A 24962-nucleotide genomic window follows, 5' to 3' on the forward strand; every position below is an offset into this window, starting at 1 on the left:
TGACAATTCCTTGGTTGTTTTCGCCACCGGTAAGCTACACGCAGGCACAGTAAGGTCTAATGCATCAGCATTCGTTCCTTGCGCGTAGCTTGAGGTGGTGGCTATGAGAGCGAAAACTGGAAGTGCCAGGAAATGGCAAAATCGCGCCTATTTGACCGGCTTCTGTTTTGGACTTGCGATCCTGGCATTTACTGTAGTCCCCGTCGGGGAATGGTTTCATGCTAAAGGAACCATGAATACAGGCCACGGCAAACTTGCCTGCGGGGCTTGCCACAAAAACGCACCTGGCAGCTTCCGTCAGCAGATTCAGGCCAACCTGCGCCACGCCTTTGGCCGGCGCGAAGGGCCCGGCCCCTTCTTTGGACGACTTCCCGTGAGTAATGAGAACTGCCTCTCCTGTCACGAGCGGCCCAATGACCGCCACCCGGTCTATCGCTTCCTCGAGCCCCGTTTCAGCCAGGCCCGGGAAAAGCTGCGCCCCCATCAGTGCGTCTCCTGCCACGCCGAGCACCAGGGCCGGCGTGTCACTTTGGCGGAGACCAACTATTGCGTTAACTGCCACAAGGATACCCGGTTAAAGAAAGATCCGATCGACGTGCCCCATGCGGACCTGATCGCCGCCAAGCAATGGGACTCCTGCCTGGGCTGCCACGACTTCCACGGCAACCACATCATGCAGGTCGAGAAATCGGTCGACAAGCGAACGCCGACAGAGAAAATCCGCGCCTATTTTGACGGCGGGCCCTCCCCTTACGGCACAACCCTCCACTACAAAGCAAAACAGGATGGTCAAGATGGCTAAGCAACACTTCTGGATCGCCTGCCTGGCGCTGGGCGCCTTAAGCGTATACCTATTTGTCAGCGCCCCGCCGCCATTAGAAGAGAAGGCCACCGACGCGCCCATCCCGGTAGAACGGATGTTTGAAATTCTCAAGGTGGAAAACGACGTGGTGAGGGCGATGTGGACCAAGGAAGTTGTCGGCGCGGGTAAACAGAATGGCTTGAAGTTCGACGAGCGTTGGCGCGATGCGGACGTGGAGGCCGGCCCTTTGCCTGCGTTGTTTCTGCGCGAGACGGCGAGAAGTCTGGAAAAGAATCCGACGCCGCTCAGTCTGTTCCTAGGTTCTGACTATCCCATCAACTCGGCTAACCGCTTCGAGGGGCTGCAATTGGAAAAATTCCAGGTGGTCAAGCAAACCCTCAAGCCGCAATTCTTCTTCCTGCCAGACATTCAAATGAGGGTAGCCATGTTCAGCGATTTGGCGGTCGTCGAGGGCTGCATCCAATGCCATAACAAGCACGAACAATCACCGAAGCACGATTGGAAGCTCAATGATGTGATGGGCGCGACCACTTGGATGTACCCAAGCGGCAGCGTGTCCATGGATGAGTTGCTCCGCACACTCGTAGCCTTACGCCAAGGCTTCAAGGAGGCCTACGAGTCTTACCTGGAAAAGGCGCAAAAATTCGCCAATCCCCCTGCCATTGGCGAACACTGGCCGGTCGAGGGTTATTTCCTGCCGAGCTCCGAGGTGTTCATGGGGGAAATTGCCAGGCGCACAGCCCCACAAACCTTGGCGGCGCTCAGTTCGCTGGCAAGCAAGCCCCAATCGGGGTCCGCAACGAACAAATAAGGGGGCTCCCATGTCATCACCCCTTAAAGGCTTAGTCTCCATGCAAGACTTCATCCGTCTTAAATCGTCGCTGCCAGTCGCCTTCAAGCCAGGCGCGTCCGTCAGGGGGTATTTTGGGGTAGGTCTGTTTCTATTGACGGCCTTGATTGTCCAGCAATCAACCGGGTGGCGGTGGACCTTGTTGACCGAACTGCAAGGCACCAAGACGTATAAGCTCGCTACAGGCCTCGGATTGCTTGCGTGTGTCCTTTATCAATGGCGCTTTTCTGTGACGCGTGCCCAGGGGGGGCAGCACAATTTCGAGACTATGATGGGTCGCCATAAACTGTTCGGCACCCTGCTCCCTTTGGTTTTCTTCTTCCATTCCCAAACCTTAGGCTACGGCTATCAGCAGATCTTCAGCCTGACGTTGTTACTTATCTTCCTCACCGGCCTGTTCAATCTCCAAATCGTCACAATCTACAAGCCTTGGTACAGGCCGGTGTGGATAAGTGCCCATGTCGGATTGTCTATGGCGTTGTTGCTGCTCATGACGTACCACGTCTACATAAACTACGCCTTTAAGTAGGGACAGGGTTTGCTGCCTGGCGACCGCCTCGGTGGGTCCTGCGCTTTTCCTTCATTGGCTTTGGGTAGGAGAAAAGGGCGCTCTTCATGAGGAATTTCGCGTTCGCCTCACACCGAAGCGCGGACGCGTCCCGTCGCAGGGCTTAGCCTGAATCGAATAAAACAATGTCCAGAAAAGCCTCCCTGGAGATCATTGGCCTACCCTCCTTTCTCTTAAAAGAAGGGATACCACTTTACCTTCAGGGTGGTACACTTTTCGTTACCGCTTTCGGTACATTATCGCATTACCGGTGGCAACTATGCGAGGTCAATTGGAACTCTTGCATTTATCAGCACTTACGGAATAGGTGGTGGGCCGTGTTGGAATTGAACCAACGACCCGCTGATTAAGAGTCAGCTGCTCTACCAACTGAGCTAACGGCCCCACAAAAACAGCGATTAGCGATTAGCCATCAGCAAGTTACGGTAAACACCCCCGGATTCTTCCTGATGGCTGATAGCTCTCATACTAGTGCGCCCAGGGAGACTCGAACTCCCGACCTACTGCTTAGAAGGCAGCCGCTCTATCCGGCTGAGCTATGGGCGCCTCCTCAAGTAGTCATCAGCAATCAGCTTTCAGCGAGGCGCGCAAAGCATCTCCTAATCTTTCCTGAACGCTGATGGCTGATGGCTGTTATCGTGGTGCGCCCAGGGAGATTCGAACTCCCGACCTACGGATTCGAAGTCCGGCGCTCTATCCAGCTGAGCTATGGGCGCAAGAGAACAGGGTATAGGGGTTAGACCCTCTACTCTTGACCCTAAACCCTTTTTTATGGGGTGAACGAAGGGACTCGAACCCTCAACCCCTGGAGCCACAGTCCAGTGCTCTGCCATTGAGCTACGCTCACCATACGAACCGCACAGGGTATAGGGTATAGAAAACGGAACCCATTCTAACCCACCGCCTCAATCCCTACACCCTAGACCCTCTACCCTAAACCCTATTTCGTGGTGCGCCTGGCCCGATTTGAACGGGCGGCCCACGGCTTCGGAGGCCGTTGCTCTATCCGGGCTGAGCTACAGGCGCGCAAGACCAGGGTATAGCGTTTAGGGTATAGGATGTAAAGGTACTCCGCAGCAATCCCGTCTCGTCCCTACACCCTAGACCTTCTACCCTAAACCCCATTTCGTGGTCGGGGCGAGAGGATTTGAACCTCCGACTCCCTGCTCCCAAAGCAGGTGCGCTACCAGGCTGCGCCACGCCCCGTCATCCATCTTTCCCAACTCCAGCCGCCGACATCAACCTTCGATCGGCTTAAGCCGCAGTAAGCGAGAGGCGCCGTAACAACGGTTTTGTTTTCTCGATGGCACGCGCACGATGGCTGATTCCATTCTTGACGTCCGGTGGAAGCGCGGCCATCGTTACGCCAAAGTCAGGGACGATAAAAATAGGATCGTAGCCAAACCCACTATTGCCGTAGGGAGCCTCAGCGATGCTCCCGTAACAACTCCCATGAAAGATAGACAACTCTCCTCCTGGTCCGGCCACGGCCACCCCACACTGAAAATGCGCCCCCCGCCGCTGGAGAGGCATCCCATCCAGTAACTCAAGGATGCGCTGATTACGCTCTTGATCAGTGGCTGTCACACAGAGATAGCGGCCAGAGTGAACCCCGGGCTGCCCTCCGAGAGCGTCTACCTCGATACCGGAATCATCCGCGAGAGCCCAGTAACCGCTGAACTCTGCGGCTGCCTTTGCCTTGGCAGCGGCGTTCTCCGCGTACGTAACGCCGGACTCGACCGACGGAATATACCCGTGAAGCGAGGCGAGCGACAAAAAAGAAATCCTCAGATCGCTGAGGATGGCTATGATTTCCTGAAGCTTTCCTACGTTTGCCGTAGCCAACACCACCTGCATTCTAGAAACCTCGCCCCCCGATGTCAAGCTACATCTTTAGGCCGTCTTCAGGCTGTTGAGATCAGATCCCAAAAGTTGGCGTTGAAGATCAACGAGCCTGTCGATGCCTTGCGTCGCCAGGTGGAGCATCTGGTCTAACTGGGCCTTGTCGAAGGGAACCTCCTCGGCGGTCCCTTGGATCTCGACGAACTTTCCGGAGCCTGTCATCACCACATTCATATCAACCTCTGCCATGGAGTCTTCGGCATAGTTGAGGTCCAGCAAGAGCTCTCCATCCACATACCCGACGCTCACACCAGCCACGAAATCTTTCAGGAGTGGCCTCTTGATCTGGCCGTTCTCTTTAAGCCGAGAGAGCGCATCTACCATTGCCACAAAGGCCCCTGTGATAGCGGTGGTTCGAGTCCCTCCGTCAGCCTGAATCACGTCACAATCGACCAGCACTGTCCGCTCCCCCAATCGCGTCAAATCGATCACCGCCCGTAGCGACCGACCGATGAGGCGCTGGATCTCGAATGTTCGGCCGCTAGCCCTCCCGGTTGCCGATTCCCGAGGTATCCTCGTCTTGGTAGAGCGGGGGAGCATCCCATATTCCGCAGTAACCCACCCCTGCCCGGTTCCACGCAGGAACAGCGGAACCTTTTCCTCTACCGTGGCCGTGCAGAGAACTTTGGTCTCACCAACCTCAATGAGCAGTGACCCTTCAGCATACTTGAGGAAGCCGCGGTCCACCTTTACCGGCCTATTCTCGTCCATCTTCCGACCATCAATCCTCACAGTCTCTCCTTTCGCCTGATCTCCCACCAGCAATCTCAAAAGACGTACTGTGGAGATAAAGCCATTCGTGTATTAACATGTCCTGCCAATGTTGAAATCTCCGCCCCCTCCACAAGGATCTGCACACGCGTGATCTGGACGAAGTTCGAGGCGAGGGTATTCACAATAGAGAAGACGGTGTAGAGTTCCCCTTGAGCGCCTCCAGGCAGACGATCCCGTAACCTCCTATTGAAATCGACGTACGCAGTCCCGGATGAATCAATAAACAGATTGAGAAGCTGGGCATCCCGAGGGACCGTCGGTGCCAGATCACCACCCTTCGGCCCATTTACGAGCTCAGCCAAGGTTCGCTTGGCCTCTTCTGTCGTCGTCGTTCCACCTCCAATCTCTCTGGTCTCCTCGTGGAACGAGTTGCCGTCACTGGTTAAAAAGAAGAGCGCTACGTTTTTTCTCCCATTTTCAAACGTCGGCTTCATCGGCTCTGAGGCGGTACGTTGGACAGCGGGTCTGTTCACCGTGACCGATTCGTTGTTCCAAAGAGCGATCGCACCGACGATCACCACCAGCAAAGCGATGGATACGGTCGCAGTCTTGAGGTTGCGCATTGTTATTTGAGGCTGAAGGCTGAAGACTGAAGGCTGATAGGTGAAGGCACAGACATCGCACCTACCCGTTTTTCATATCTTGCCTTAAACTGGCCGATGCCGGCCAGCAGGGCCTCAGCGATCTGTTGTCGATACGCCTCTTGATTAAGTTTTTGCTCTTCCTGCAGGTTCGTGATAAAGGCCACCTCTACGAGGACCGACGGCATCGCAGCCCCGATTAGAACGAAGAAGGGTGCCGACTTCACCCCGCGATTGTCTACCCTGAGACTCTGCCCGAGTTCGTTCAGGAGCAGTTCTGCTAACTCACTGGATTCCCTGACGTAGAACGTTTGGGTTAGATCCCAAAGGACGCTTTTCAAGCCTCGCTGCGCATCCTGGCCGACGCCCTCGAGGTTGAGGGCGGTATTTTCTCTGACGGCAGAAGCCTTTGCGCCCAGATCGGATGGTTCACGGCTCAAGAAATAGGTTTCTACACCGACAGCAAGACTCCTGGGAGCTGCGTTGACGTGCAAACTGACGAAAAAATCTGCTCGGTGTCGATTGGCGATCATTGTCCGTCTCTCAAGCGGGACAAAGACATCCTCCGTCCGAGTCATGATGACCTTCAACCCAAGACTCTCTTCAATCAATCGCTGTAACCTGAGACCGATATCAAGGGTAATATCTTTCTCCTTCACTCCCGACTGGCCGATCGCACCAGGATCTCTTCCTCCATGGCCGGGATCGATCACCACTGTCTTAACGATGTGTTCCGGCGGCAATACGCCGGACGGCTCAGCCGGCTCGACATCTCGAGTAATGGGTTTTGGGTGGCCTACTCGTCCAGATGGCGTTTTCGTCGCGGTATCGGTTTGTCGCGAATTCAGCTCCAGCCCTTCGCGTGGAAAGAGATCGACTACAATCCGGTCAGGGCTCTCCACAGCGAATACCTTGCTCCACAAACGGCGCCCTGCCCCATGGATCGTGATCTGACTATCACGACCAATCTGCCGAGTTTCAATTGAGGACACAAGCCCATCGGAGACCTGGCTGGATTGGATTACGGGGCTTGCGACCGAGCGCTTTACCTCCAGAACAACTCGTCCTGATACGCCATCCTCAACAAGGACGAAATCGTGTGGTCGCGTGCCTTCCAGGACAACTCGGGTATGATCCGGATATGTACGAAATCGCAAGGCGCGCAGCGAGTACACTATTTCGTCGATCCTAGCCACCCGCGCCTCAGGATCCCAGTTGACTCGGCTTTCACCATATCGTGCGCTCAGCGCAATTGGCAGGAGCTCGAGTGGAACGATCACTTTCCCTCCGAACATCCGAGGCGGCAGCGAGAGCGGGACGACGGTTTTTCCAACTCGAACTTCGGAAGAACCGACTGTGACTAAAAGAGAGGAATTCCCAAGCTGAATTCGATAGCTTCGCTGCTTTCGCACTTGCTCCACAGGCTTTCCTACGGCCCTCGCAAGACCCGCTAGCGACACATATTCAGCACCGTAAACCCTTACTAATGCAAGGGCTATGGATTCCTTCTCGAGATATAGCCTTACCTGGGCCGCCTCAACAGAGGACATGCGCGTAGCCGCAATCACTATAGCCCAAATTAATACGGCTCGCTTTGCCGAAGATACTTGAATTCGCCTCTTCAAGCTCAAGTCAGTTCTCTCATCCTACAGCAGCGCACCAGCAAGTTCGAACATCCTCTGAAAGGAATTATGCCCCTGCGTCCCGGTGTTGTGAAACGCATAGGGCCAACCCGGAAAGACAAAAAGCTCACACGTAATGTTACGTGTGAGCTTTTTAAAATGCTCCTGGCGGCGACCTACTCTCCCACGCAGTTGCCCACGTAGTACCATCGGCGCTGGAGGACTTCACTTCCGTGTTCGGGATGGGAACGGGTGTTTCCCCTCCGCTATAGCCACCAGGAACCTTGCAAGAAGTTTTCCGAGTTCTTATAACTTATCGTCGAGTCAACACATTGCTTCTCAATACTGATCTATGGGACTGAACTAACCCAAATTCTATCCTTAATTCTAGCGAATTGTTTGCGTCCCAGCACCTTCTTACCAATCACTTGGTCAAGCTTACGATATGGTCGGTGTCGAACGATTCGCTCGGCTGCTTCTTTCCCAATACCAGGAAGCTTCGAAAGCTCTCGAACTGTCGCTGCATTCAGATCAGTCTTACGCAGTGTTGACTTGCTAGTGGCAGTGATCTCTTTGGGCGTTGTATGCCTAGTGGGTTCAGACCCTACGCCAAAAGCCGCGAGGCCTATCGCCACGATAATGCATATGACCACACAAGCGATCCGTTTCATCACCAGGAATCCAGAATAGAGTTAAGAAATAATTGGGGTCAAGCCTCACGACCTATTAGTACCAGTAAGCTGAACGCATTCCTGCGCTTACACATCTGGCCTATCAACCTTGTGATCTACAAGGGGTCTTTAGGAGCTTGCGCCCGGGAGATCTCATCTTGGGGTGGGCTTCGCACTTAGATGCTTTCAGCGTTTATCCCTTCCGAACATAGCTACCCAGCGATGCCCTTGGCAGAACAACTGGCACACTAGAGGTTCGTCCATCCCGGTCCTCTCGTACTAGGGACAGATCCCCGCAAATCTCCTGCGCCCGCAGCAGATAGGGACCGAACTGTCTCACGACGTTCTAAACCCAGCTCGCGTACCGCTTTAATGGGCGAACAGCCCAACCCTTGGGACCTGCTTCAGCCCCAGGATGCGATGAGCCGACATCGAGGTGCCAAACCTCCCCGTCGATGTGGACTCTTGGGGGAGATAAGCCTGTTATCCCCGGAGTACCTTTTATCCGTTGAGCGATGGCCCTTCCACTCGGGACCACCGGATCACTAAGCCCTGCTTTCGCACCTGCTTGACTTGTAGGTCTCGCAGTTAAGCTCCCTTATGCCTTTGCACTCAACGCACGATTGCCGACCGTGCTGAGGGAACCTTAGGGCGCCTCCGTTACACTTTAGGAGGCGACCGCCCCAGTCAAACTGCCCACCTGACATTGTCTCCGACCTGGCTTCACAGGTCTAGGTTAGAACCACAGTAGAGCAAGGGTGGTATTTCAAGGATGGCTCCACGAAAGCTTGCGCCCCCGCTTCACAGCCTCCCACCTATCCTACACATGCTGCACCAAGATTCAATATCAGGCTACAGTAAAGGTTCACGGGGTCTTTCCGTCTAGCTGCGGGTAACCGGCATCTTCACCGGTACTACAATTTCACCGAGCCACTCGCCGAGACAGCGGTCAAGTCGTTACGCCATTCGTGCAGGTCGGAACTTACCCGACAAGGAATTTCGCTACCTTAGGACCGTTATAGTTACGGCCGCCGTTTACCGGGGCTTCGATTCAGAGCTTTTCCACCTTGCGGCAGATAACCCCTCCTGTTAACCGTCCGGCACCGGGCAGGCGTCAGTCCGTATACATCGCCTTTCGGCTTCGCACGGACCTGTGTTTTTAGTAAACAGTCGCTTGACCCATTTCACTGCGACCTCCCACCGCTCTGCAGGGTAAACCTGCTCACGTTGGTATGGTACCCCTTCTCCCGAAGTTACGGGGCTATTTTGCCGAGTTCCTTAGCGAGTGTTCTCTCGAGCGCCTTGGGATTCTCTCCCTGTCTACCTGAGTCGGTTTGCGGTACGGTCGCCTAACGACTCGCTAGAGGCTTTTCTTGGCAGCATGGGATTAACCAGTTGTGGCCTTGCGGCCTCCCCATCACCTCTCGGAGTTAATGCCCCGACGGATTTGCCTGTCAGGACCCCCTACCGGCTTAGAGCTCGTATTCCAACACGAGCATGGCCTACCCTCCTGCGTCCCCCCATCGCGTCTTTATCGTCGCTAGACGGTACAGGAATATTAACCTGTTGCCCTTCGCCTACGCCCTTGGGCCTCAGCTTAGGAACCGACTAACCCTGGGCGGATTAACCTTCCCCAGGAAACCTTAGACTTACGGCGACTAGGTTTTTCACCTAGTTTATCGTTACTCAGGCCGGCATAATCTCTTCTGCACTCTCCACCGGTCGTTACCGTCCAGCTTCACTGACTGCAGAATGCTCCCCTACCGATCCCATTCGCCGAAGCGAACAGTATCCCACAGCGTCGGTAACAGGCTTGAGCCCCGTTACATTATCGGCGCCAGATCGCTTGACCAGTGAGCTATTACGCACTCTTTAAAGGATGGCTGCCTCTAAGCCAACCTCCTGGTTGTTTACGCAACCTGACAACCTTTCCCACTTAGCCTGTATTTTGGGACCTTAGCTGGTGGTCTGGGCTGTTTCCCTCTCGACCATGGAGCTTAGCCCCCACAGTCTGACTCCCGCAATTCCAGTTGACGGCATTCGGAGTTTGATAGAGTTTGGTACCCTTGTAGGAGCCCTAGCTCAATCAGTGCTCTACCTCCGTCACTTACGTTGCGAGGCTAGCCCTAAAGCTATTTCGGGGAGAACCAGCTATTTCCAGGTTTGATTGGCCTTTCACTCCTACCCCCAGCTCATCCCACACGTTTTCAACCGTGATGAGTTCGAGCCTCCATGCCGTGTTACCGGCACTTCACTCTGGCCAGGGGTAGCTCACCTGGCTTCGGGTCTACTGCACGCAACTAAAACGCCCTATTCGGACTCGCTTTCGCTACGGCTCCGCCTTGCGGCTTAACCTCGCTGCGTACAAGTAACTCGCCGGCTCATTAAACAAAAGGCACGCCGTCAGGCATTCTCACCTTGCGGTGAGCATAGCCCTCCGACTGCTTGTAAGTGTACGGTTTCAGGTACTATTTCACTCCCCTAACAGGGGTGCTTTTCACCTTTCCCTCACGGTACTGGTTCACTATCGGTCATCAGCAAGTGTTTAGCCTTGGAGGGCGGTCCCCCCGAATTCCCACAAGATTCCACGTGTCTTGTGGTACTTGGGTTTCCTGCACAAAGAGTCTCATCCCTTTATTCTACAGGGCTATCACCTTCTATGGCCGACCTTTCCAGATCGTTCAATTAGGAATGAGATTTGTAACTCTTCGGCTCTACCGTATTAGAGCCAGACAGGACCCCACGACCCCAATAACGCAACGCACACGGGCTATCACACGTTATTGGTTTGGGCTATTCCCGTTTCGCTCGCCGCTACTCAGGGAATCGCGGTTGCTTTCTTTTCCTCGAGGTACTGAGATGTTTCAGTTCCCCCGGTTAGCTTCGCTGGGCTATGTATTCACCCAGCGATGATCCGACATTACTCGGATCGGGTTTCCCCATTCGGGCATCCTCGGATTAACGTCTGTATGCGACTACCCGAGGCTTATCGCAGCTTACCACGCCCTTCATCGCCTGCTGATGCCAAGGCATCCACCGTACACTCTTACTAGCTTGACCCCAATTATTACCTAACTCGAGGTCTGTATTCATTGGAGACACGGATCGTTTATTCAATTGTCAAAGAGCACCGCGAGCTATGCTCGCGTTAACTAATTCAAACTAGCTTTTGCTATGTGCAATAAGTTCCCGAAGTTCCCACTTGGTGGAGATGAGCGGAATCGAACCGCTGACCCCCTGCTTGCAAAGCAGGTGCTCTCCCGACTGAGCTACATCCCCCACACGCACTGCGGATATCGGATAAACGATACCGAACGTTGCTCAAAATAATAATTCCGCTATCCGAAATGGAATGGTGGGCCTTCCTGGGATCGAACCAGAGACCTCACGCTTATCAAGCGTGCGCTCTAACCAGCTGAGCTAAAGGCCCCTTCGACAAAACACAAAGTAAACACTATACAAGACCCCAAGACGCCACCGATATCACCAACTTATCGATCGCACCTCGGACTCTCCTATAGAAAAAGAAAAAATATTGTTGCTACCGACCTGGGGTAAATTGACCTAGGAGATTAATGGTACTCCTTAGAAAGGAGGTGATCCAGCCGCACGTTCCCGTACGGCTACCTTGTTACGACTTCACCCCAATCACTAACCATACCTTCGGCGCCTGCCTCCCTTGCGGGTTGGCTCAGCGACTTCGAGTACAGCCAGCTTTCGTGGTGTGACGGGCGGTGTGTACAAGGCCCGGGAACGTATTCACCGCGCCGTGCTGATGCGCGATTACTAGCGATTCCTACTTCATGCAGTCGAGTTGCAGACTGCAATCCGAACTTAGACCAGCTTTTTGGGATTGGCTCCACCTCGCGGTCTCGCATCCCTTTGTACCGGCCATTGTAGCACGTGTGTAGCCCAGGACGTAAGGGGCATGATGACTTGACGTCATCCCCGCCTTCCTCCAGCTTGACGCTGGCAGTTCCCCTCGAGTGCTCGGCATTACCCGGTGGCAACTAGGGGTGAGGGTTGCGCTCGTTGCGGGACTTAACCCAACATCTCACGACACGAGCTGACGACAGCCATGCACCACCTGTCTCCACGCTCCCTTGCGGGCACCCCGCCCTTTCAGGCAGGTTCGTGGGATGTCAAGCCCTGGTAAGGTTCTTCGCGTTGCGTCGAATTGAACCACATGCTCCACCGCTTGTGCGGGCCCCCGTCAATTCCTTTGAGTTTTAGCCTTGCGGCCGTACTCCCCAGGCGGGGCACTTAATGCGTTAGCTTCGGCGCGGAAGGGGTCAATACCTCCCACACCTAGTGCCCATCGTTTACGGCTAGGACTACCGGGGTATCTAATCCCGTTCGCTCCCCTAGCTTTCGCGCCTCAGCGTCAGTACTAGTCCAGAGAGCCGCCTTCGCCACGGGTGTTCCTCCCAATATCTACGCATTTCACCGCTACACTGGGAATTCCGCTCTCCTCTCCTAGACTCCAGCCAAGCAGTATCGGATGCGGAACCTCGGTTGAGCCGAGGGCTTTCACACCCGACTTATCTGGCCGCCTACGCGCGCTTTACGCCCAGTAAATCCGAACAACGCTCGCCCCCTACGTCTTACCGCGGCTGCTGGCACGTAGTTAGCCGGGGCTTCCTTCGGTGGTACCGTCAAACCCAGCGGGTATTGGCCGCCAGGCGTTTCGTTCCACCAGACAGGGCTTTACGACCCGAAGGCCTTCATCACCCACGCGGCGTCGCTGCGTCAGGCTTTCGCCCATTGCGCAATATTCCCCACTGCTGCCTCCCGTAGGAGTCTGGACCGTGTCTCAGTTCCAGTGTGGCCGATCGCCCTCTCAGGCCGGCTACCGATCGTCGCCTTGGTAGGCCATTACCCCACCAACTAGCTAATCGGACGCAGGCTCCTCCTTCGGTGAGAGCTGCTTACGCTCGCCCCCTTTGGTTCCCACGGAATCACCGCAAGAACATCATCCGGTATTAGTCCACCTTTCGGCAGGTTATCCCGATCCGTAGGGTAGATTACCCACGCGTTACTCACCCGTTTGCCGCTTTACTCATCCCGTTGCCGGGACTTTCTCGCTCGACTTGCATGTGTTAGGCACGCCGCCAGCGTTCGTTCTGAGCCAGGATCAAACTCTCCAAATTGGAACGTACATAGTAGTAGCCTACAAGCAGGTTTCCCGTTACCGAGTCACCCACTCTGGCTGAATTCATTCGCCATCAAGTCAGTAGCAACAATATTCTATTGTCAAAGAGCAAGCATCAAGGCATTCCGCCATTGCCACTCATCTAGCTCGTATCTAATGTAAGTCATCGAGCCGCAAGTGTCAATGGCATACAGCGACAATCACGATTTGGAAGATACAGCAACTACCCTATAGCTGTCAAGTGTTATTTAGTGGTTGAGCGTTCTTTTTAACCTTCCGAAAAAATCGCTTTCCCACTCTCAGCAAGTGTTCCTGATCTATCGAGATCTTCGCATGTTCATCCCGTACGACTTCCCCATCAAGGCTGACGCCACCCTGACGGATGAGCCGCCTAGCGTCTGAGAGGCTCCTCGCCCCCCCTGATTCCTTAATCAACCACACGACATCAACGGCGGATATCTCATCTACTATGAACACATTGATGTTGTCCGGTAGCCCCTTTTCTCTGAATATTCGATCGAACTCGCGAGTCGCCTCCTCGCCAGCCCTCTCTCCATGATAGAGCGCAACCAGCTTCCTGGCCACCTCTGCTTTAGCTGTCCTGGGATGAAGCGTGCCAAGCTTTAGCCCCTCATCCATTGCCGCTATAGCCTCCGGCGACATTCCGGCCACCAGCTCGGCATATTTCACAATGAGCGCATCAGGAATCGACATCGTCTTCCCGTATACCTCCTTGGCTGGCTCTTCAATCCCAATGTAGTTGCCGAGGCTCTTGCTCATCTTTTGAACCCCATCGGTTCCTTCAAGCAGGGGCGTGATGATCGCAACCTGAGGCTCCTGGCCATGATCCCGCTGCAGCTCCCGTCCCACAAGGAGGTTAAACTTTTGATCGGTACCACCCAACTCGACATCGGCCCTGAGTACCACGGAGTCATGCCCTTGAGCCAGCGGGTAGAGGAACTCATGGACGCCAATTGGTCGCCCCTCCCGGTAGCGCTTTTGAAAATCGTCCCGTTCCAGGATCCGAGCAACCGTGTACTGCGCCGCCAGGCGGATCACGTGGGCAAAGTCCATTCGACTCAGCCATTCACTGTTGAAACGGATCTCCGTTCGGCCTTGATCGAGGATCTGAAAGATCTGCCTCTTATAGGTTTCCGCGTTGGCCTGAATCTCCTCAACGCTCAGCGGCTTGCGAGTCTCTGATCTGCCAGTCGGGTCGCCGATCATCCCGGTGAAATCGCCAATCAGGAAGATCACCTGATGGCCAAGATCCTGAAACTGGCGCAGTTTTCTCAGTACGACCGTGTGACCAAGGTGTAGGTCAGGCGCTGAGGGGTCGGCGCCGAGCTTGACGCGCAGCGGGACGCCCGTCCGCAGTGAGCGCTCTAACTTCCCGAGCAGCTCTTCCTCGGAAATGATCTCCACCGCGCCTCGCCGGAGGACACGAAGTTGCTCATAGGCTCGCGCTTTCACATCGTCCATCTGTAGTTTCTCCGCCAGGTTGGTGGATGCCTTTTTAGCACAATGGATCGTTCGCTGCAATCCCAAACTCCTCTTCCTCGTGGTCTCTACTCAGGTGGATAGGCTGAAGGCTGTTAAGGGTAAAGCGATGACGTCGCAGAGCGTCGAAGCGTGTGGACTTGTTGGCCTATGAGGAGTCCCCTCTGATAGAACCAAAGGTCGTAGAAATCGGAAAGGTCTTGAATGGCTTGATGTGTGCTTTGTGAGATAATTTAGAGCCTTCAGCCTACAGCCTTCAGCCTAAACGCCTAAGTAGTTACAGCGAGGGCTGGCGAGGCTTGTGGGGGTCCAACCCCTCTGCTATAGTGGTGGCTGCTATGGTTAGTATATTGAGCGTCGTATAAGTGATTACCCTTGCCGATGCCAGAAGTCTAGAGGTATAGCCTATGCGACGACCACCCCGAGCTATCGTTGCGCTGCTCTGGTCCTTCCTGCTGCTGATGGCCATATCGCTAGGAGTCGTCGGGGGCCTATTGGTCACGTACCTCCAGGACCTCCCGACGCTTGACGCGCTTGAGGAGTATCAGCCCAGCCTCGTGACCACACTCTATTCAGATCACGATGAACCTTTTGCCACCTTCTTCGAGCAGAAACGTTCCTGGGTTCCGCTGGACAATATCTCTCGCCATCTGATCAATGGAATTATCGCGGTCGAGGATGCTCAGTTCTACGAGCATCATGGGATTAATTTCCGAGGCCTCGCCAGAGCGTTTCTGGTGAATCTCCGGGCTATGCGCCCCGTTGAGGGGGGCAGCTCCATCACACAGCAGTTGACTAAGATACTGCTCCTGACTCCGGAGAAAAACCTTTCCAGGAAAGTCAAGGAGGCCCTCCTGGCGGTTGAAATCGAGAAACGGTACTCTAAAGAGAAGATCCTTGAACTCTATCTCAACCAGATCTACTTCGGACATGGCGCCTATGGGGTGGAGTCTGCCGCCCAAACCTACTTCAAAAAGTCGGTGGATCAGCTTAACATCGCCGAGGCTGCAACCCTAGCCGGGCTGCCACGGGCGCCTAACTACTACTCTCCCATCACCGATAAGGAACGGGCCATACGTCGCCGAGACCATGTGTTGGCCCGGATGACTGAGCGAGGATTCATCACCAATGAGCAGGCCGCTTCCGCTTTCACCGTCACCTTCGACGAATTTTCGTTCGAGAAAACTCGAAACCTCGGCCCCTACTTCGTCGAGTACATCCGTCAGCAACTGGAAGAGAAATACGGTACATACGCCGTATACCATGGCGGCCTGAAGGTCTACACCACACTGAACATCGACACGCAACGGAGCGCCGAGTCGGCTCTGATAGAAGGACTGAGGGGGATCGACAAGGCCAAAGGCTTTCGTCTTCCTCGCACACGATCCTTGACCGCACACGATTCCGGCAAGTCCCCCCTCTCGTACCTGATCCCGAAGGTAGGGGAGACTCTCAGCGCAACAGTCACGAAGATTCTGCCAAGAGCGATCATAGTTCAAGTCGGCGGGTATCAAGGTGACATTGCCCTTGACAAGGTACCATGGCTCAACGCCTCGCAACCGCACCAACAGCTTCAGATCGGTATGGAGGTGAAGGTTCAGGTTGTCAGCGTCAACAAGCGAAAAAAGACTCTCGATCTGAATCTCGAACAAGATCCCGAGATCGAGGGCGCTTTCCTCGCCCTGGATCCGAGGGACGGCGGCATCAAGGCGATGATAGGCGGGTACGACTTCGAGCGATCCAAATTCAACCGTGCGACGCAGGCCAGGCGACAGCCCGGCTCAGCCTTCAAACCGTTTATCTACGCCGCTGCCTTTGATCGCGGCTTCACCCCTTCCACAATCATTAATGACGCCCCCGTAAGCTTCCCGTTCCTTGTGGACGGCAAACGAATCGAATGGAAGCCGGAAAACTATGACCGGAAGTTCCGCGGCCCGACTACATTACGATACGGACTCGAACACTCCACCAACGTCGTCGCGGTGAAGCTTATCGAGCGGATTGGAGTCGATCCGGTCATCACGCTGGCCCATGATCTAGGAATCGAGAGCACGCTACGGAGGGAATATGCCCTGGCTCTCGGCGTCTCGGAGGTTACATTATCGGAGATGGTCTCGGCATTCGGTGTCTTTGCGCATTCAGGAATCCGGTTTCTGCCATACAGCATCAGGAAGGTGGTGGACAACAAGGGGGCACCCCTGGAAGAGTACGTCCCGGTGAGTCAGCGGACGATGAGGGAGGAGACGGCATTCATTTTGACCAACGTCTTAAAGGGTGTCGTCGAGAGAGGGACTGGGTCTCGAGCGCGCGTACTGGGAAGACCTGTCGCAGGTAAGACCGGGACCACTCAGGAAGCGACCGATGCCTGGTTCATCGGGTATACGCCCAACCTTGTGGCGGGGGTCTGGATTGGCTATGATACCAAGCGATCACTTGGCCGGCACGAAACGAGCGCCACCCTTGCCGTTCCCATCTGGACTCGCTTCATGCAACAAGTCCTTAAGGATACCCCATCAGAAGAGTTCCCCGTGCCGGAGAACGTGGCCTCAGTAGTGGTGAACTACTCCTCTGGACGCCCCACTACCCTCGACGACAAAGACGCTATCCAGGAGTTTTTCCTCAAGTAAAACTTCCATGAAGTCAGCCGAGTGGTGTCGGGTTACGCTACGCTAACCCGACCTACAATTGGGAAGCAGCCAGCGATCAGTTTTTCTGCGTCCCCCGCATTATCTGAAGCTGACCGCTGATTGCTGAACGCTATTTTTTGCGGAACTAACTTGGCCAGCCGATGTACTGCCCGTCCTCCCAAAGCTCCACCATCCTGCTCACAATGGTCAATCGGTCTTCAAACCGCTCGCTTTGTGAAAGGGCCTGATCTGATGGCCAGAGATCCCAAAGGGGAGGACGAGAGACCTCACTGAGGCTGAAATAGCTCTCACGCAGCCCCGCCAGAGTTTTCTTGTTACAACCGAGCAGGTTGGAGGTGGGAACAATCAACGGCTTTGGATTGTCGAACAGATGGCCCCAGTGAAGGCAGTCGCGAAGGTTGATCCCCGTGAGGCGACAAGCCAGTCGCGCAAACTCCATAAACCACTCGGTGGTGCGAGTGCACACCAGGCAACCCTGGCAATCGTCATGAACGACAACGGGGGCATAGGCCTCTGCCATCGGCCCTCCTGCCGGAATCCACTGGACGCCCCGATAATGGTGAAAGCGCAGCTTCGGTGAAGCCGCTGTGACCCGACCCTGGATCGGCTCACGCTGACTCATACGAACCGGTACGTCTGACCGTCTCGCGCGCGTAACGCTCGACAACGAGGCCAGCGGGATTGTTCTCATACCTTTAGTCATCTTCCCCAGTCTCTTCACCATGCTGGCGAGCACGTTCCCTATGAGGGTGCCAACACGCTATTGATAAGCCGCTCCGTAACATCCTTATCGCTATCAGCCAATCCTGTCAATACCTTTGCGTGTTTTCTTGCGCGTTATTTCCGACTCGGTCTACGGCGTGGAGTAAAACAGGGCAGTGCTCCCCTTGACCTTCACAGACGCCAAGCCGACATCATGAAAACAGGATCGTCCGAAGGGTGGTCCGATTCTGCACCATCTCGAGTGCTCTCGGCAGCTCCATGAGTGGGAGGCGGGCAGTGATGAGGCGGGCCACTGGAACCTCGTGGCGAACGATGGCGTTGACCGCGCTGGCGAAATCGCCAGGGGTATGGTGGTAGATCGGGAAGATCCTAATCTCCTCGTAATGCAACCGATGCAGGTCGAGAGAAAGGAGAGCACCCTCAGCCACTCCGCCGAATGGAACCAGCGTGCCACCCCGACCGACCAGCTCAAACGCTTCCTGGTGCGCCTGCGTACTTCCCACCGCCTCAATGACAACATCGGCCTTCTCCGCTCCTCCCCCGAAGGCCTCTCTCACCCCTGCCATCAGCGACCCTCCGGCAGTATTCAGCGCCTCGTCTGCGCCGAAGCTCCTTGCCAGAACCAGACGGTCATCATGGTGATCTAAGCTGAGGAGACGAATGGCCTGCCCGTACCGGTTACGGAGAGCGGATATAAACATCAGGCCGATCGGCCCGGCTCCCACGACCACGACACGATCTCCATCGGACACCTGCACGCGCCGGATGGCGTGCATGACGCACGCGAGCGGCTCGGCGAGGGCTGCCTCCTCAAAGGGGACCTGCGGGGGCAGCTCATACAGGTTCACCTCCGCGATCCGTCCAGGGATACGAATGTAGGGAGCAAAGGCGCCGTTGTTGTACAGGAGTCGCTCGCACATGCCCTGACGAGAACGCCGGCAAGCACGACAGCGGGCCGCCGGAACCGGATCAGTACAGGGGGCCGAGTTGGCTGCGACTACTCGCATTCCCGGCTGCCACCTGGCATCAGCCTGCTCCCCTCGCGCCACCACGACCCCGGCCCACTCGTGCCCGAAGAGCCCGGGGATCTCAATCATCGGGTGCGATCCGCGCAGGTACACCTTGCGATCCGTGAAATCAAGGGAAGCAGCCTCGACCCTGGCCAAGAGATCCTCTGGGCCAAGTTGCGGAATCGGTACCTCCTCTAAGCGCACATCTTCCGCACCGTGAAGCACCGCCGCCACCATCGTTCGGCTCGGGACATTCACAGGGATCACGCCGTACTTACCCCGGCAGGTAAGAAAAGGACCTTCGTGGCCTGCCCTCCGCGCTGCAAACGCGCCCCCTCATCGAATCGGCTCAGGTCAAAGCGATGGCTGATAAGAGGAAAGGTCCGGACTTGGCCGGAGGCCAGGAGTTGGATCGCCTCGCCAAGTTCCACCGGCGTGGCCGAATAGGTTGCCGTGAGGGATAGCTCCCGCCGGTAGAAGGCGCTTAGATCGATCGCCATGCGTCCGGCGTCGCCTGCATCCGCAAAGATATTGATCTTCCCCCCGGCACGCAGGACGCTAATCACCGCCTCTAACATCGTGGCGCTGACCGCAGTGAGGATAGCACCATCGACCCCTTCCGTTTCCGTGACGGAACGAAGCGCCATCAGCGGGTCCGATCCGGCCACATTCAGGGTCGTTTCAACGCCAAGCGTTCGAGCCAACTCAAGGCGCTCCTCCCGAAGATCGACACAGATCGGCCTCGCGCCAAACGCGGCGATGGTCTGCGCGACCAACAGCCCCATGCACCCGGCGCCGACTACCACGATCTGATCGCCAACCTGAACATTGGATCGTTTGACCGCCCGCACGGCGCAGGCCAATGGCTCCATAAAGATGCCTGCTTCGTCAGAAATCTCCTCGGGAAGTGCAAAGGCTGTCTGCGCTACCTGTAGGGCTGGAATCCGGACGAACTCAGCGAAGCCGCCGGGATCTATATTGGTCGTCTTGAACTGGGGGCACATCGACTCGCTGCCATGGAGACAGTAGCGGCACCGGCCACATGGGACGTGGTGCGCAACGGCAAGGCGATCGCCGATGGCAAATCGCTGCACCCCTTCGCCAACCGCCTTGACTACCCCAACCAGCTCGTGGCCCAGCGGGACGGGCCGTCCAAGCGTCATCTCGCCAAAGATCTTACCCAGATCAGACCCGCACAGACCACATACCCTCATCTCCAGGAGCAGCTCCCCCGGCCCAATGGAGGGCATCGGCAGCTCTACGAGTTCGACAATCCCAGGCCCCACTAACTGGATAGCTCTCATCCTCTGGCCCCAGATAAGGTTGAGTCGGAGCATTGTTCGCAGGGGCAGTTCGCCCGCAGTAAGTCATACGTATAGATACCGGTATCGTGCCCATCGCTCCAGGTAAAGTTCAGTGCATACCAACCCACAGAGCGAGAGCCTGTAACCTGAACCTCACCGGGCTTCAAAACTGGACCGCTGAGAACCTGGAGATTCCTGGCGTTCAGTCTCTTGCTCCTGGCGTCATCGCACGAGGCGCATGGGCAATCGCGCCGAAGAGCATCAAACGAGTACACGCTGCGATGGCCGTCCCGCCATGTAATAATCATGACCCGCTCTTGCCGCTCAACGATCACCTCGGCTGGATCAGACGATCGCGTCGGTATCATCGCTCGCCCTCATTGCGTCTGTTGTCGAACCACTCGACCTCTAGAGATCGCCTGAAGGAGTAATCGGCCTTCATCGGTCTCCTGCTCGAGGTGAGGAATCAGGTCCCCATAGCGGATGGTCAGTTCTCCTGTCCTGGCGAAGATCTGACTCGGATCGATCTTGTACCGCTCGATCCACCGCTTTACTTCAGCGATAGCCTCCTCCTTCGTGAGCAGCGGGAGATCGCCCTCTTCAGAATCCGGTAGTATTGGCTCCCCGTTAAGGCGGTTCAACTCATCTACCACGCAGATCACCACATTTCCGAAGACAGGCGCCATGACCTATCTGTCCCGGTGTCACGCTGCTGCCTCAGGGTTGGGCCATCGTTCTTTTGTCAGACGGAACCGGCGCATCCCCAGAGGGCCTGATGACGCCACATAAGCGCCGACAGGCATCTACCGTATTTTTTAAGAGCATGGCTACCGTCATCGGGCCCACCCCGCCTGGAACCGGGGTGATCAGTGAGGCTTTTTGCGCAACCTCCGGAAAGTCCACATCCCCCACGACCCTGCCGTCCGCAAGACGATTGACGCCGACGTCGATGACGACGGCTCCATCCTTGACCATGGGTCCTGTCACCAAACCTGGTTTCCCTGCCGCCACAACAAGGATATCGGCCTGCCTGGTATGATAAGCAAGATCGCGGGTCTTGATATGGCAAATGGTAACGGTAGCGTGGTGCTGCAGCAGCAGGAACGCCGTCGGCTTGCCGACTACCACACTCCACCCGACGATAACCGCATGCTTTCCTTCGATCACCACATTCGTCCGATTGAGTAGCTCGAGAATGCCAAGCGGCGTGGACGCGACAAAGAGGGGATTCCCGACCAGCAATCCGCCAAGGTTAGAGGGGTGAAATCCGTCTACATCCTTTTCCGGAAGAATCGCCCCCAGAACTCGCCTTTCGCTGATGTGGGGAGGGAGCGGAAGCTGAACGAGAATGGCGTGCACGGTAGGGTCGCTATTGAGGCGTTCGATCTCGTGGAGCAGTGAAGCTTCCGGAAGATCGGCCGGCAGGTCTATTCGTACCGAGGTGATCCCGGCATCCTTACAAGCTTTGGCTTTCTTCTGCACGTAGGTCGCTGAGGCCGGGTCGTTCCCGACGAGGATCGCCGCCAGGCACGGAACCATCCCAGTCTGCGCAGTAATCGCCGCAACCTCGATTTGGACTTCCCGGCGAATCTCCGCCGCAATAGACTTGCCGTCGAGAATCCGCGCTGACATACGGCCCCCTCAGGGTTCCCGTTGGATCCGTACGATCGAGGTCGAGTGTCCGGTCCGCTCGTCGATCTCCACCACCACTCCGCACAGTCGAGGTGCGCTGGTGGCCGGACGAAATTGTTTCGGAAGACCGGAAAGGAATTTGGCGATCGGACCTTCAATACCCATCCCGATTACCGAGTCGTGACCACCCGTCATCCCCACATCGGTCAAATACGCCGTCCCCCCAGGAAGGATCCGTTCGTCAGCGGTCTGGACATGCGTGTGGGAGCCGATCACCGCCGACACCCTCCCATCCACATACCAGGCGAAAGCCTGTTTCTCTGCCGTTGCCTCACCATGAAAATCTACGAAGATCAGTGTCGTCTCCCGACGCAGCCGGCCAATCTCACGGTCACCCACTCGAAACGGGCAATCAAGCGGGGGCATGAACGCCCGCCCCTGTAGATTGAGCACCCCTACGACACAGCCACCTTTGTCCACCACCAGGCTTCCCTTACCCGGAGCAGGCTCTGGGTAGTTCGCCGGCCGCAGGAGCCGTTCCTCCTTCGCAATGTACTCTTCGACCTCCTTCTTATCCCAGATATGATTTCCAGAGGTCATGAGATCGACACCGAGCGCGAACATCTCTTTAGCCATCGCGCCCGTGAGGCCGTAGCCGCCGGCCAGGTTTTCGCCATTCGCAATGACGAGGTCGATGTTCTGCTCCTCGGTAAGGCGAGGCAACACAGACGCCACGGTCTCACGACCCGGCTTTCCAATAATGTCACCGATGAATAAGATTCGCATGGCTTAGTGTTTCGAGTTTCGGGTTTCGGGTTTCGGGTTCAACACTGACCGAACCGAAGCTTTAACTCGACACTCTGAACTCGAAACATTGCTATTTGGCGTACTCCACCGCCCGCGTTTCGCGGATGACGGTCACCTTGATATGACCAGGGTATTGTAGCTCCTCTTCGATTCGCTTCGCGATATCCCGCGCAAGCTGATACGCCTGCACGTCCGACACCTCACCGCTCTCAACAATGATGCGTACCTCGCGCCCGGCCTGGATGGCGTATGTCTTGCTCACGCCCGCGAAGGAGTTCGCGATTCTCTCCAACCCCTCGAGCCGCTTCACGTAACTTTCCAGCAGCTCACGTCTGGCCCCTGGCCTGGCCGCTGAGAGCGTGTCAGCGATCTGGAGCACCACGGCCTCCAGGCAGGTGATCTCCACGTCCTCATGATGGGCGGCGATCGCGTTCACCACCTTCGGTCGCTCACCATACTTCTTAGCCAGCTCGGCCGAAATGGAGACGTGAGTCCCTTCCATGGCGACGTCGGCTGACTTCCCGATATCGTGGAGCAAACCTGCCCGCTTGGCCACCTTGACGTCGAGTCCCAACTCAGCCGCTATCACGCCGGCGAGCTGTGTCACCTCATTGGTGTGTATGAGCTGGTTCTGCGAATAGCTGGTCCGGTACTTAAGCCGCCCAACCAGGCGCATGAGCTCGGGGTGGATACCGCTGATCCCTAGCTCTAAGGCTGTTCGTTCACCGGTCTTCTTGATGTCCTCATCGATCTCTCCCTTTACCTTCTCCACTACTTCTTCGATGCGCGCCGGATGGATCCGCCCATCGGTGATGAGGCGTTGTAGCGCCTCCTTGGCGATGGCCCGCCGGATCGGATCGAAGCCGGAAAGGATCACCGCTTCGGGGGTGTCGTCCACGATCACATCAATCCCTGTTGCTCGCTCGAAGGCTCGGATGTTGCGCCCCTCCCGACCAATGATCCGCCCTTTCATCTCCTCGCTCGGCAGATCCACCACGGAGACCGTTGATTCCATCACGAACTCCTGGGAGCACTTATCAACGGCAATAGCCAGAATCTCTTTGGCCTTCTCCCCTGCTGTCGCCCTCGTCTCATCCTCAATCCGTTTGAACAAGGTCATCGACTCGATCCTGGCCTCCTGCTCCAGATTCTGGAGCAAGATCTTCTTGCCCTCTGCGGCTGTAAGGCCGGCAATACGCTCCAGTTGTCGCTGCGCATCCTCCATCAACTGGGCGCACTGTGTCTCCTTGACGGCGGCGGCCTGCTCCCTGTTGCCAAGCCCTGCTACCAGTGCATCCAGTTCGCGGTTGCGTCGATCCAACTGCTCTACACTTCGATCGAGGGCCTCTTCTTTCTGACCCAAATTGCGCTGCGCGATCTCGATCTCCTGGCGTCGGCTCTTGGTCTCACGCTCCAGATCTGCCTTCGCCTGAAGGGCGAGCTCCTTGGCCTCAAGCTCAATCTCCCGATGTTTGGTTTCTGCCTCTTTCTTCGCCTCCTGCAGGATACGTGCGGCAAGGGTTTCTGCCTCGGCCACTTTACTTTCGACCACCTGTTTTCTGAGCAGATATCCAACGACTACGCCTACGACCGCCACAATCAACGCGATCACTAGCTGATCAATTCCAATCGCCAACGGAGGTACACCCCCTTCCTAACTAACTACCTATGCCAACGCCATTGAAGACATGGCCAGAAATGCAAGAGGATCACCAAGAGGGATATACGAAGAGGGCCTTCGGCCCGAGGCAGGAAGGATGCACAGGGTAACCGGCTCTGGCAATGGGCAGTGTGTGACACCGGAAGTGGAAAAGGAAGACCCCCCACCATTGTGCCGTTTGAGGGATGAGGTTTGAACCTGAATAATCAGGTGGTTGCCCGGGCAGCGCTTCAGGCTCTCCCCACACAAGGTGGGGCTATGCACACCACGCTACGAAGAGGGCCCCTCTTTTTCACTGTTGGTTCAAAACACGTGCCCTCATCACGAACACGGCAGGGGGTTTCGCTGACTTCATGCGACGCATTACGATGCACCGCAGCCATCTTTCTCCACCTATGCTCCACTACTCGCCTCGGACTCCTGATCACCGCCCTTGGAACCGCTTGCTCCATCTTCAAGGGCGGTTACCAACAGCCCTGATAGTGTACCCAGCTTCATCGCTACCAATCCCTCGGATCGTTCCCTCTCTGCTTCTGCTTTAAAGAGCTCATCCGCAATATGCAATGAGGCCAAGACGATCGCCTTGGTGGGTGAGAGCAACTGAGATCCCTTCGCAACCCCATCTAGTTTCGCGTCGACATACGCCGCAACCCTCTGGATGTACGCCGGATCTTCTGCGGCACGGATCGTGTACTGTTCTCCTCGGATCACGACACTGACTAGCTGCTCCATGCG

The 24962-nt window shown here is 56.1% G+C and carries 19 protein-coding genes, 8 tRNA genes, 3 rRNA genes and 1 other RNA gene; 4 read left to right on the forward strand and 27 right to left on the reverse strand.

Annotated elements, in window-relative coordinates; all coding sequences use genetic code 11:
• Positions 1-103: 103 nt before the first annotated feature.
• The 3 genes from CLG94_RS03835 to CLG94_RS03845 are packed head-to-tail and all read left to right on the forward strand — an operon-like array spanning position 104 to position 2202.
• Positions 104-802: a cytochrome c3 family protein gene (locus CLG94_RS03835; protein WP_107561566.1), complete on the forward strand. Its 699-nt coding sequence runs from the start codon at positions 104-106 to the stop codon at positions 800-802.
• Entirely contained in the window at positions 795-1634 is an 840-nt protein-coding gene (locus tag CLG94_RS03840; protein WP_107561656.1) for a c-type heme family protein, read from the forward strand. The genes CLG94_RS03835 and CLG94_RS03840 overlap by 8 nt, the downstream gene beginning before the upstream one ends.
• Before the next feature lie 40 nt (positions 1635-1674).
• Positions 1675-2202, forward strand: coding sequence for a hypothetical protein (locus tag CLG94_RS03845; RefSeq protein ID WP_161954010.1), 528 nt, complete (start codon positions 1675-1677; stop codon positions 2200-2202).
• Positions 2203-2549: 347 nt separating this feature from the next.
• Here CLG94_RS03845 and CLG94_RS03850 read toward each other — a convergent pair.
• From CLG94_RS03850 to tyrS, 17 genes are all read right to left on the reverse strand, one after another.
• A tRNA-Lys gene (locus tag CLG94_RS03850) sits at positions 2550-2625 on the reverse strand.
• 88 nt (positions 2626-2713) lie between these two features.
• Positions 2714-2787, reverse strand: a tRNA-Arg gene (locus CLG94_RS03855).
• A 93-nt stretch (positions 2788-2880) separates the two neighbouring features.
• Positions 2881-2957: transfer RNA gene (locus tag CLG94_RS03860), tRNA-Arg, on the reverse strand.
• A gap of 56 nt (positions 2958-3013) precedes the next feature.
• Positions 3014-3088, reverse strand: a tRNA-His gene (locus CLG94_RS03865).
• Positions 3089-3189: 101 nt separating this feature from the next.
• A tRNA-Arg gene (locus tag CLG94_RS03870) sits at positions 3190-3267 on the reverse strand.
• Between the two features lie 103 nt (positions 3268-3370).
• A tRNA-Pro gene (locus CLG94_RS03875) sits at positions 3371-3447 on the reverse strand.
• A gap of 48 nt (positions 3448-3495) precedes the next feature.
• Positions 3496-4098 carry an RdgB/HAM1 family non-canonical purine NTP pyrophosphatase gene (rdgB, locus tag CLG94_RS03880; RefSeq protein WP_107561568.1) on the reverse strand — a complete coding sequence of 201 codons (603 nt, stop codon included), beginning with the start codon at positions 4096-4098 and terminating at the stop codon, positions 3496-3498.
• 36 nt (positions 4099-4134) lie between these two features.
• Positions 4135-4875, reverse strand: a complete 741-nt coding sequence (rph, locus tag CLG94_RS03885; protein WP_133174630.1) for a ribonuclease PH — start codon at positions 4873-4875, stop codon at positions 4135-4137.
• Positions 4876-4910: 35 nt separating this feature from the next.
• On the reverse strand, positions 4911-5480 hold the full coding sequence (locus CLG94_RS03890) for a GerMN domain-containing protein (protein ID WP_107561570.1): 570 nt from the start codon (positions 5478-5480) through the stop codon (positions 4911-4913).
• A gap of 2 nt (positions 5481-5482) precedes the next feature.
• Positions 5483-7048 carry an N-acetylmuramoyl-L-alanine amidase gene (locus CLG94_RS03895; RefSeq protein WP_333783538.1) on the reverse strand — a complete coding sequence of 522 codons (1566 nt, stop codon included), beginning with the start codon at positions 7046-7048 and terminating at the stop codon, positions 5483-5485.
• Between the two features lie 235 nt (positions 7049-7283).
• A 5S ribosomal RNA gene (gene rrf / locus CLG94_RS03900) occupies positions 7284-7400 on the reverse strand.
• A 70-nt stretch (positions 7401-7470) separates the two neighbouring features.
• The gene (locus CLG94_RS03905; protein WP_107561572.1) at positions 7471-7791 is read right to left on the reverse strand and encodes a ComEA family DNA-binding protein; all 321 of its coding nucleotides are present in this window, start codon (positions 7789-7791) and stop codon (positions 7471-7473) included.
• Between the two features lie 34 nt (positions 7792-7825).
• A 23S ribosomal RNA gene (locus tag CLG94_RS03910) occupies positions 7826-10851 on the reverse strand.
• A gap of 143 nt (positions 10852-10994) precedes the next feature.
• Positions 10995-11070, reverse strand: a tRNA-Ala gene (locus tag CLG94_RS03915).
• A gap of 74 nt (positions 11071-11144) precedes the next feature.
• Positions 11145-11221, reverse strand: a tRNA-Ile gene (locus CLG94_RS03920).
• 159 nt (positions 11222-11380) lie between these two features.
• Positions 11381-12941 (reverse strand): 16S ribosomal RNA (locus CLG94_RS03925).
• The 16S, 23S and 5S rRNA genes sit together here with 2 tRNA genes alongside, the layout of an rRNA operon.
• Positions 12942-13180: 239 nt before the next feature.
• Positions 13181-14425 carry a tyrosine--tRNA ligase gene (tyrS, locus tag CLG94_RS03930; RefSeq protein WP_193450631.1) on the reverse strand — a complete coding sequence of 415 codons (1245 nt, stop codon included), beginning with the start codon at positions 14423-14425 and terminating at the stop codon, positions 13181-13183.
• Positions 14426-14850: 425 nt separating this feature from the next.
• Between tyrS and CLG94_RS03935 the strand changes: the two genes are divergently transcribed.
• Entirely contained in the window at positions 14851-17070 is a 2220-nt protein-coding gene (locus tag CLG94_RS03935; protein WP_107561574.1) for a penicillin-binding protein 1A, read from the forward strand.
• Between the two features lie 145 nt (positions 17071-17215).
• Here the strand turns inward: CLG94_RS03935 and CLG94_RS03940 are convergent, their stop codons facing one another.
• The 10 genes from CLG94_RS03940 to CLG94_RS03985 all read right to left on the reverse strand — a co-directional run bounded on the left by CLG94_RS03940 (position 17216) and on the right by CLG94_RS03985 (position 24959).
• Positions 17216-17794 (reverse strand): hypothetical protein, encoded by a 579-nt coding sequence (locus tag CLG94_RS03940; protein WP_133174631.1) that lies wholly within the window; start codon positions 17792-17794, stop codon positions 17216-17218.
• A gap of 211 nt (positions 17795-18005) precedes the next feature.
• Positions 18006-19091 carry a zinc-dependent alcohol dehydrogenase gene (locus tag CLG94_RS03945; protein WP_107561576.1) on the reverse strand — a complete coding sequence of 362 codons (1086 nt, stop codon included), beginning with the start codon at positions 19089-19091 and terminating at the stop codon, positions 18006-18008.
• Complete coding sequence (locus tag CLG94_RS03950; protein ID WP_107561577.1) at positions 19088-20128, reverse strand: alcohol dehydrogenase catalytic domain-containing protein; 1041 nt, start codon at positions 20126-20128, stop codon at positions 19088-19090. The genes CLG94_RS03945 and CLG94_RS03950 overlap by 4 nt, the downstream gene beginning before the upstream one ends.
• Complete coding sequence (locus tag CLG94_RS03955; RefSeq protein ID WP_107561578.1) at positions 20125-20496, reverse strand: gamma-butyrobetaine hydroxylase family protein; 372 nt, start codon at positions 20494-20496, stop codon at positions 20125-20127. The genes CLG94_RS03950 and CLG94_RS03955 overlap by 4 nt, the downstream gene beginning before the upstream one ends.
• A gap of 9 nt (positions 20497-20505) precedes the next feature.
• Positions 20506-20814, reverse strand: a complete 309-nt coding sequence (locus CLG94_RS03960) for a hypothetical protein (protein ID WP_107561579.1) — start codon at positions 20812-20814, stop codon at positions 20506-20508.
• A 31-nt stretch (positions 20815-20845) separates the two neighbouring features.
• The gene (gene folD, locus CLG94_RS03965) at positions 20846-21760 is read right to left on the reverse strand and encodes a bifunctional methylenetetrahydrofolate dehydrogenase/methenyltetrahydrofolate cyclohydrolase FolD (protein ID WP_107561580.1); all 915 of its coding nucleotides are present in this window, start codon (positions 21758-21760) and stop codon (positions 20846-20848) included.
• Positions 21761-21769: 9 nt separating this feature from the next.
• A complete protein-coding gene (locus CLG94_RS03970) occupies positions 21770-22546 on the reverse strand; it encodes a TIGR00282 family metallophosphoesterase (protein ID WP_107561581.1) in 777 nt (258 codons plus the stop codon).
• Positions 22547-22637: 91 nt separating this feature from the next.
• The gene (gene rny / locus CLG94_RS03975; protein ID WP_107561582.1) at positions 22638-24203 is read right to left on the reverse strand and encodes a ribonuclease Y; all 1566 of its coding nucleotides are present in this window, start codon (positions 24201-24203) and stop codon (positions 22638-22640) included.
• 180 nt (positions 24204-24383) lie between these two features.
• Positions 24384-24569, reverse strand: a non-coding RNA gene (ssrS, locus tag CLG94_RS03980) — 6S RNA.
• Positions 24570-24620: 51 nt separating this feature from the next.
• Positions 24621-24959: a cell division protein ZapA gene (locus CLG94_RS03985; protein ID WP_107561583.1), complete on the reverse strand. Its 339-nt coding sequence runs from the start codon at positions 24957-24959 to the stop codon at positions 24621-24623.
• Positions 24960-24962 lie beyond the last annotated feature (3 nt).

This window comes from Candidatus Methylomirabilis limnetica, assembly GCF_003044035.1.
Lineage (GTDB): Bacteria > Methylomirabilota > Methylomirabilia > Methylomirabilales > Methylomirabilaceae > Methylomirabilis > Methylomirabilis limnetica.

Bases quoted from the DNA above. Each gene is read 5' to 3' on its own strand.
- CLG94_RS03835 (WP_107561566.1), top strand. From the start codon at position 104: ATGAGAGCGAAAACTGGAAGTGCCAGGAAATGGCAAAATCGCGCCTAT.
- CLG94_RS03845 (WP_161954010.1), top strand. From the start codon at position 1,675: ATGCAAGACTTCATCCGTCTTAAATCGTCGCTGCCAGTCGCCTTCAAG.
- CLG94_RS03985 (WP_107561583.1), bottom strand. From the start codon at position 24,959: ATGGAGCAGCTAGTCAGTGTCGTGATCCGAGGAGAACAGTACACGATC.
- CLG94_RS03935 (WP_107561574.1), top strand. From the start codon at position 14,851: ATGCGACGACCACCCCGAGCTATCGTTGCGCTGCTCTGGTCCTTCCTG.
- CLG94_RS03955 (WP_107561578.1), bottom strand. From the start codon at position 20,496: ATGATACCGACGCGATCGTCTGATCCAGCCGAGGTGATCGTTGAGCGG.
- folD (WP_107561580.1), bottom strand. From the start codon at position 21,760: ATGTCAGCGCGGATTCTCGACGGCAAGTCTATTGCGGCGGAGATTCGC.
- rdgB (WP_107561568.1), bottom strand. From the start codon at position 4,098: ATGCAGGTGGTGTTGGCTACGGCAAACGTAGGAAAGCTTCAGGAAATC.
- CLG94_RS03890 (WP_107561570.1), bottom strand. From the start codon at position 5,480: ATGCGCAACCTCAAGACTGCGACCGTATCCATCGCTTTGCTGGTGGTG.
- CLG94_RS03970 (WP_107561581.1), bottom strand. From the start codon at position 22,546: ATGCGAATCTTATTCATCGGTGACATTATTGGAAAGCCGGGTCGTGAG.
- CLG94_RS03840 (WP_107561656.1), top strand. From the start codon at position 795: ATGGCTAAGCAACACTTCTGGATCGCCTGCCTGGCGCTGGGCGCCTTA.
- CLG94_RS03940 (WP_133174631.1), bottom strand. From the start codon at position 17,794: ATGACTAAAGGTATGAGAACAATCCCGCTGGCCTCGTTGTCGAGCGTT.
- CLG94_RS03950 (WP_107561577.1), bottom strand. From the start codon at position 20,128: ATGAGAGCTATCCAGTTAGTGGGGCCTGGGATTGTCGAACTCGTAGAG.
- CLG94_RS03960 (WP_107561579.1), bottom strand. From the start codon at position 20,814: ATGGCGCCTGTCTTCGGAAATGTGGTGATCTGCGTGGTAGATGAGTTG.
- CLG94_RS03895 (WP_333783538.1), bottom strand. From the start codon at position 7,048: ATGTCCTCTGTTGAGGCGGCCCAGGTAAGGCTATATCTCGAGAAGGAA.
- CLG94_RS03905 (WP_107561572.1), bottom strand. From the start codon at position 7,791: ATGAAACGGATCGCTTGTGTGGTCATATGCATTATCGTGGCGATAGGC.
- tyrS (WP_193450631.1), bottom strand. From the start codon at position 14,425: ATGGACGATGTGAAAGCGCGAGCCTATGAGCAACTTCGTGTCCTCCGG.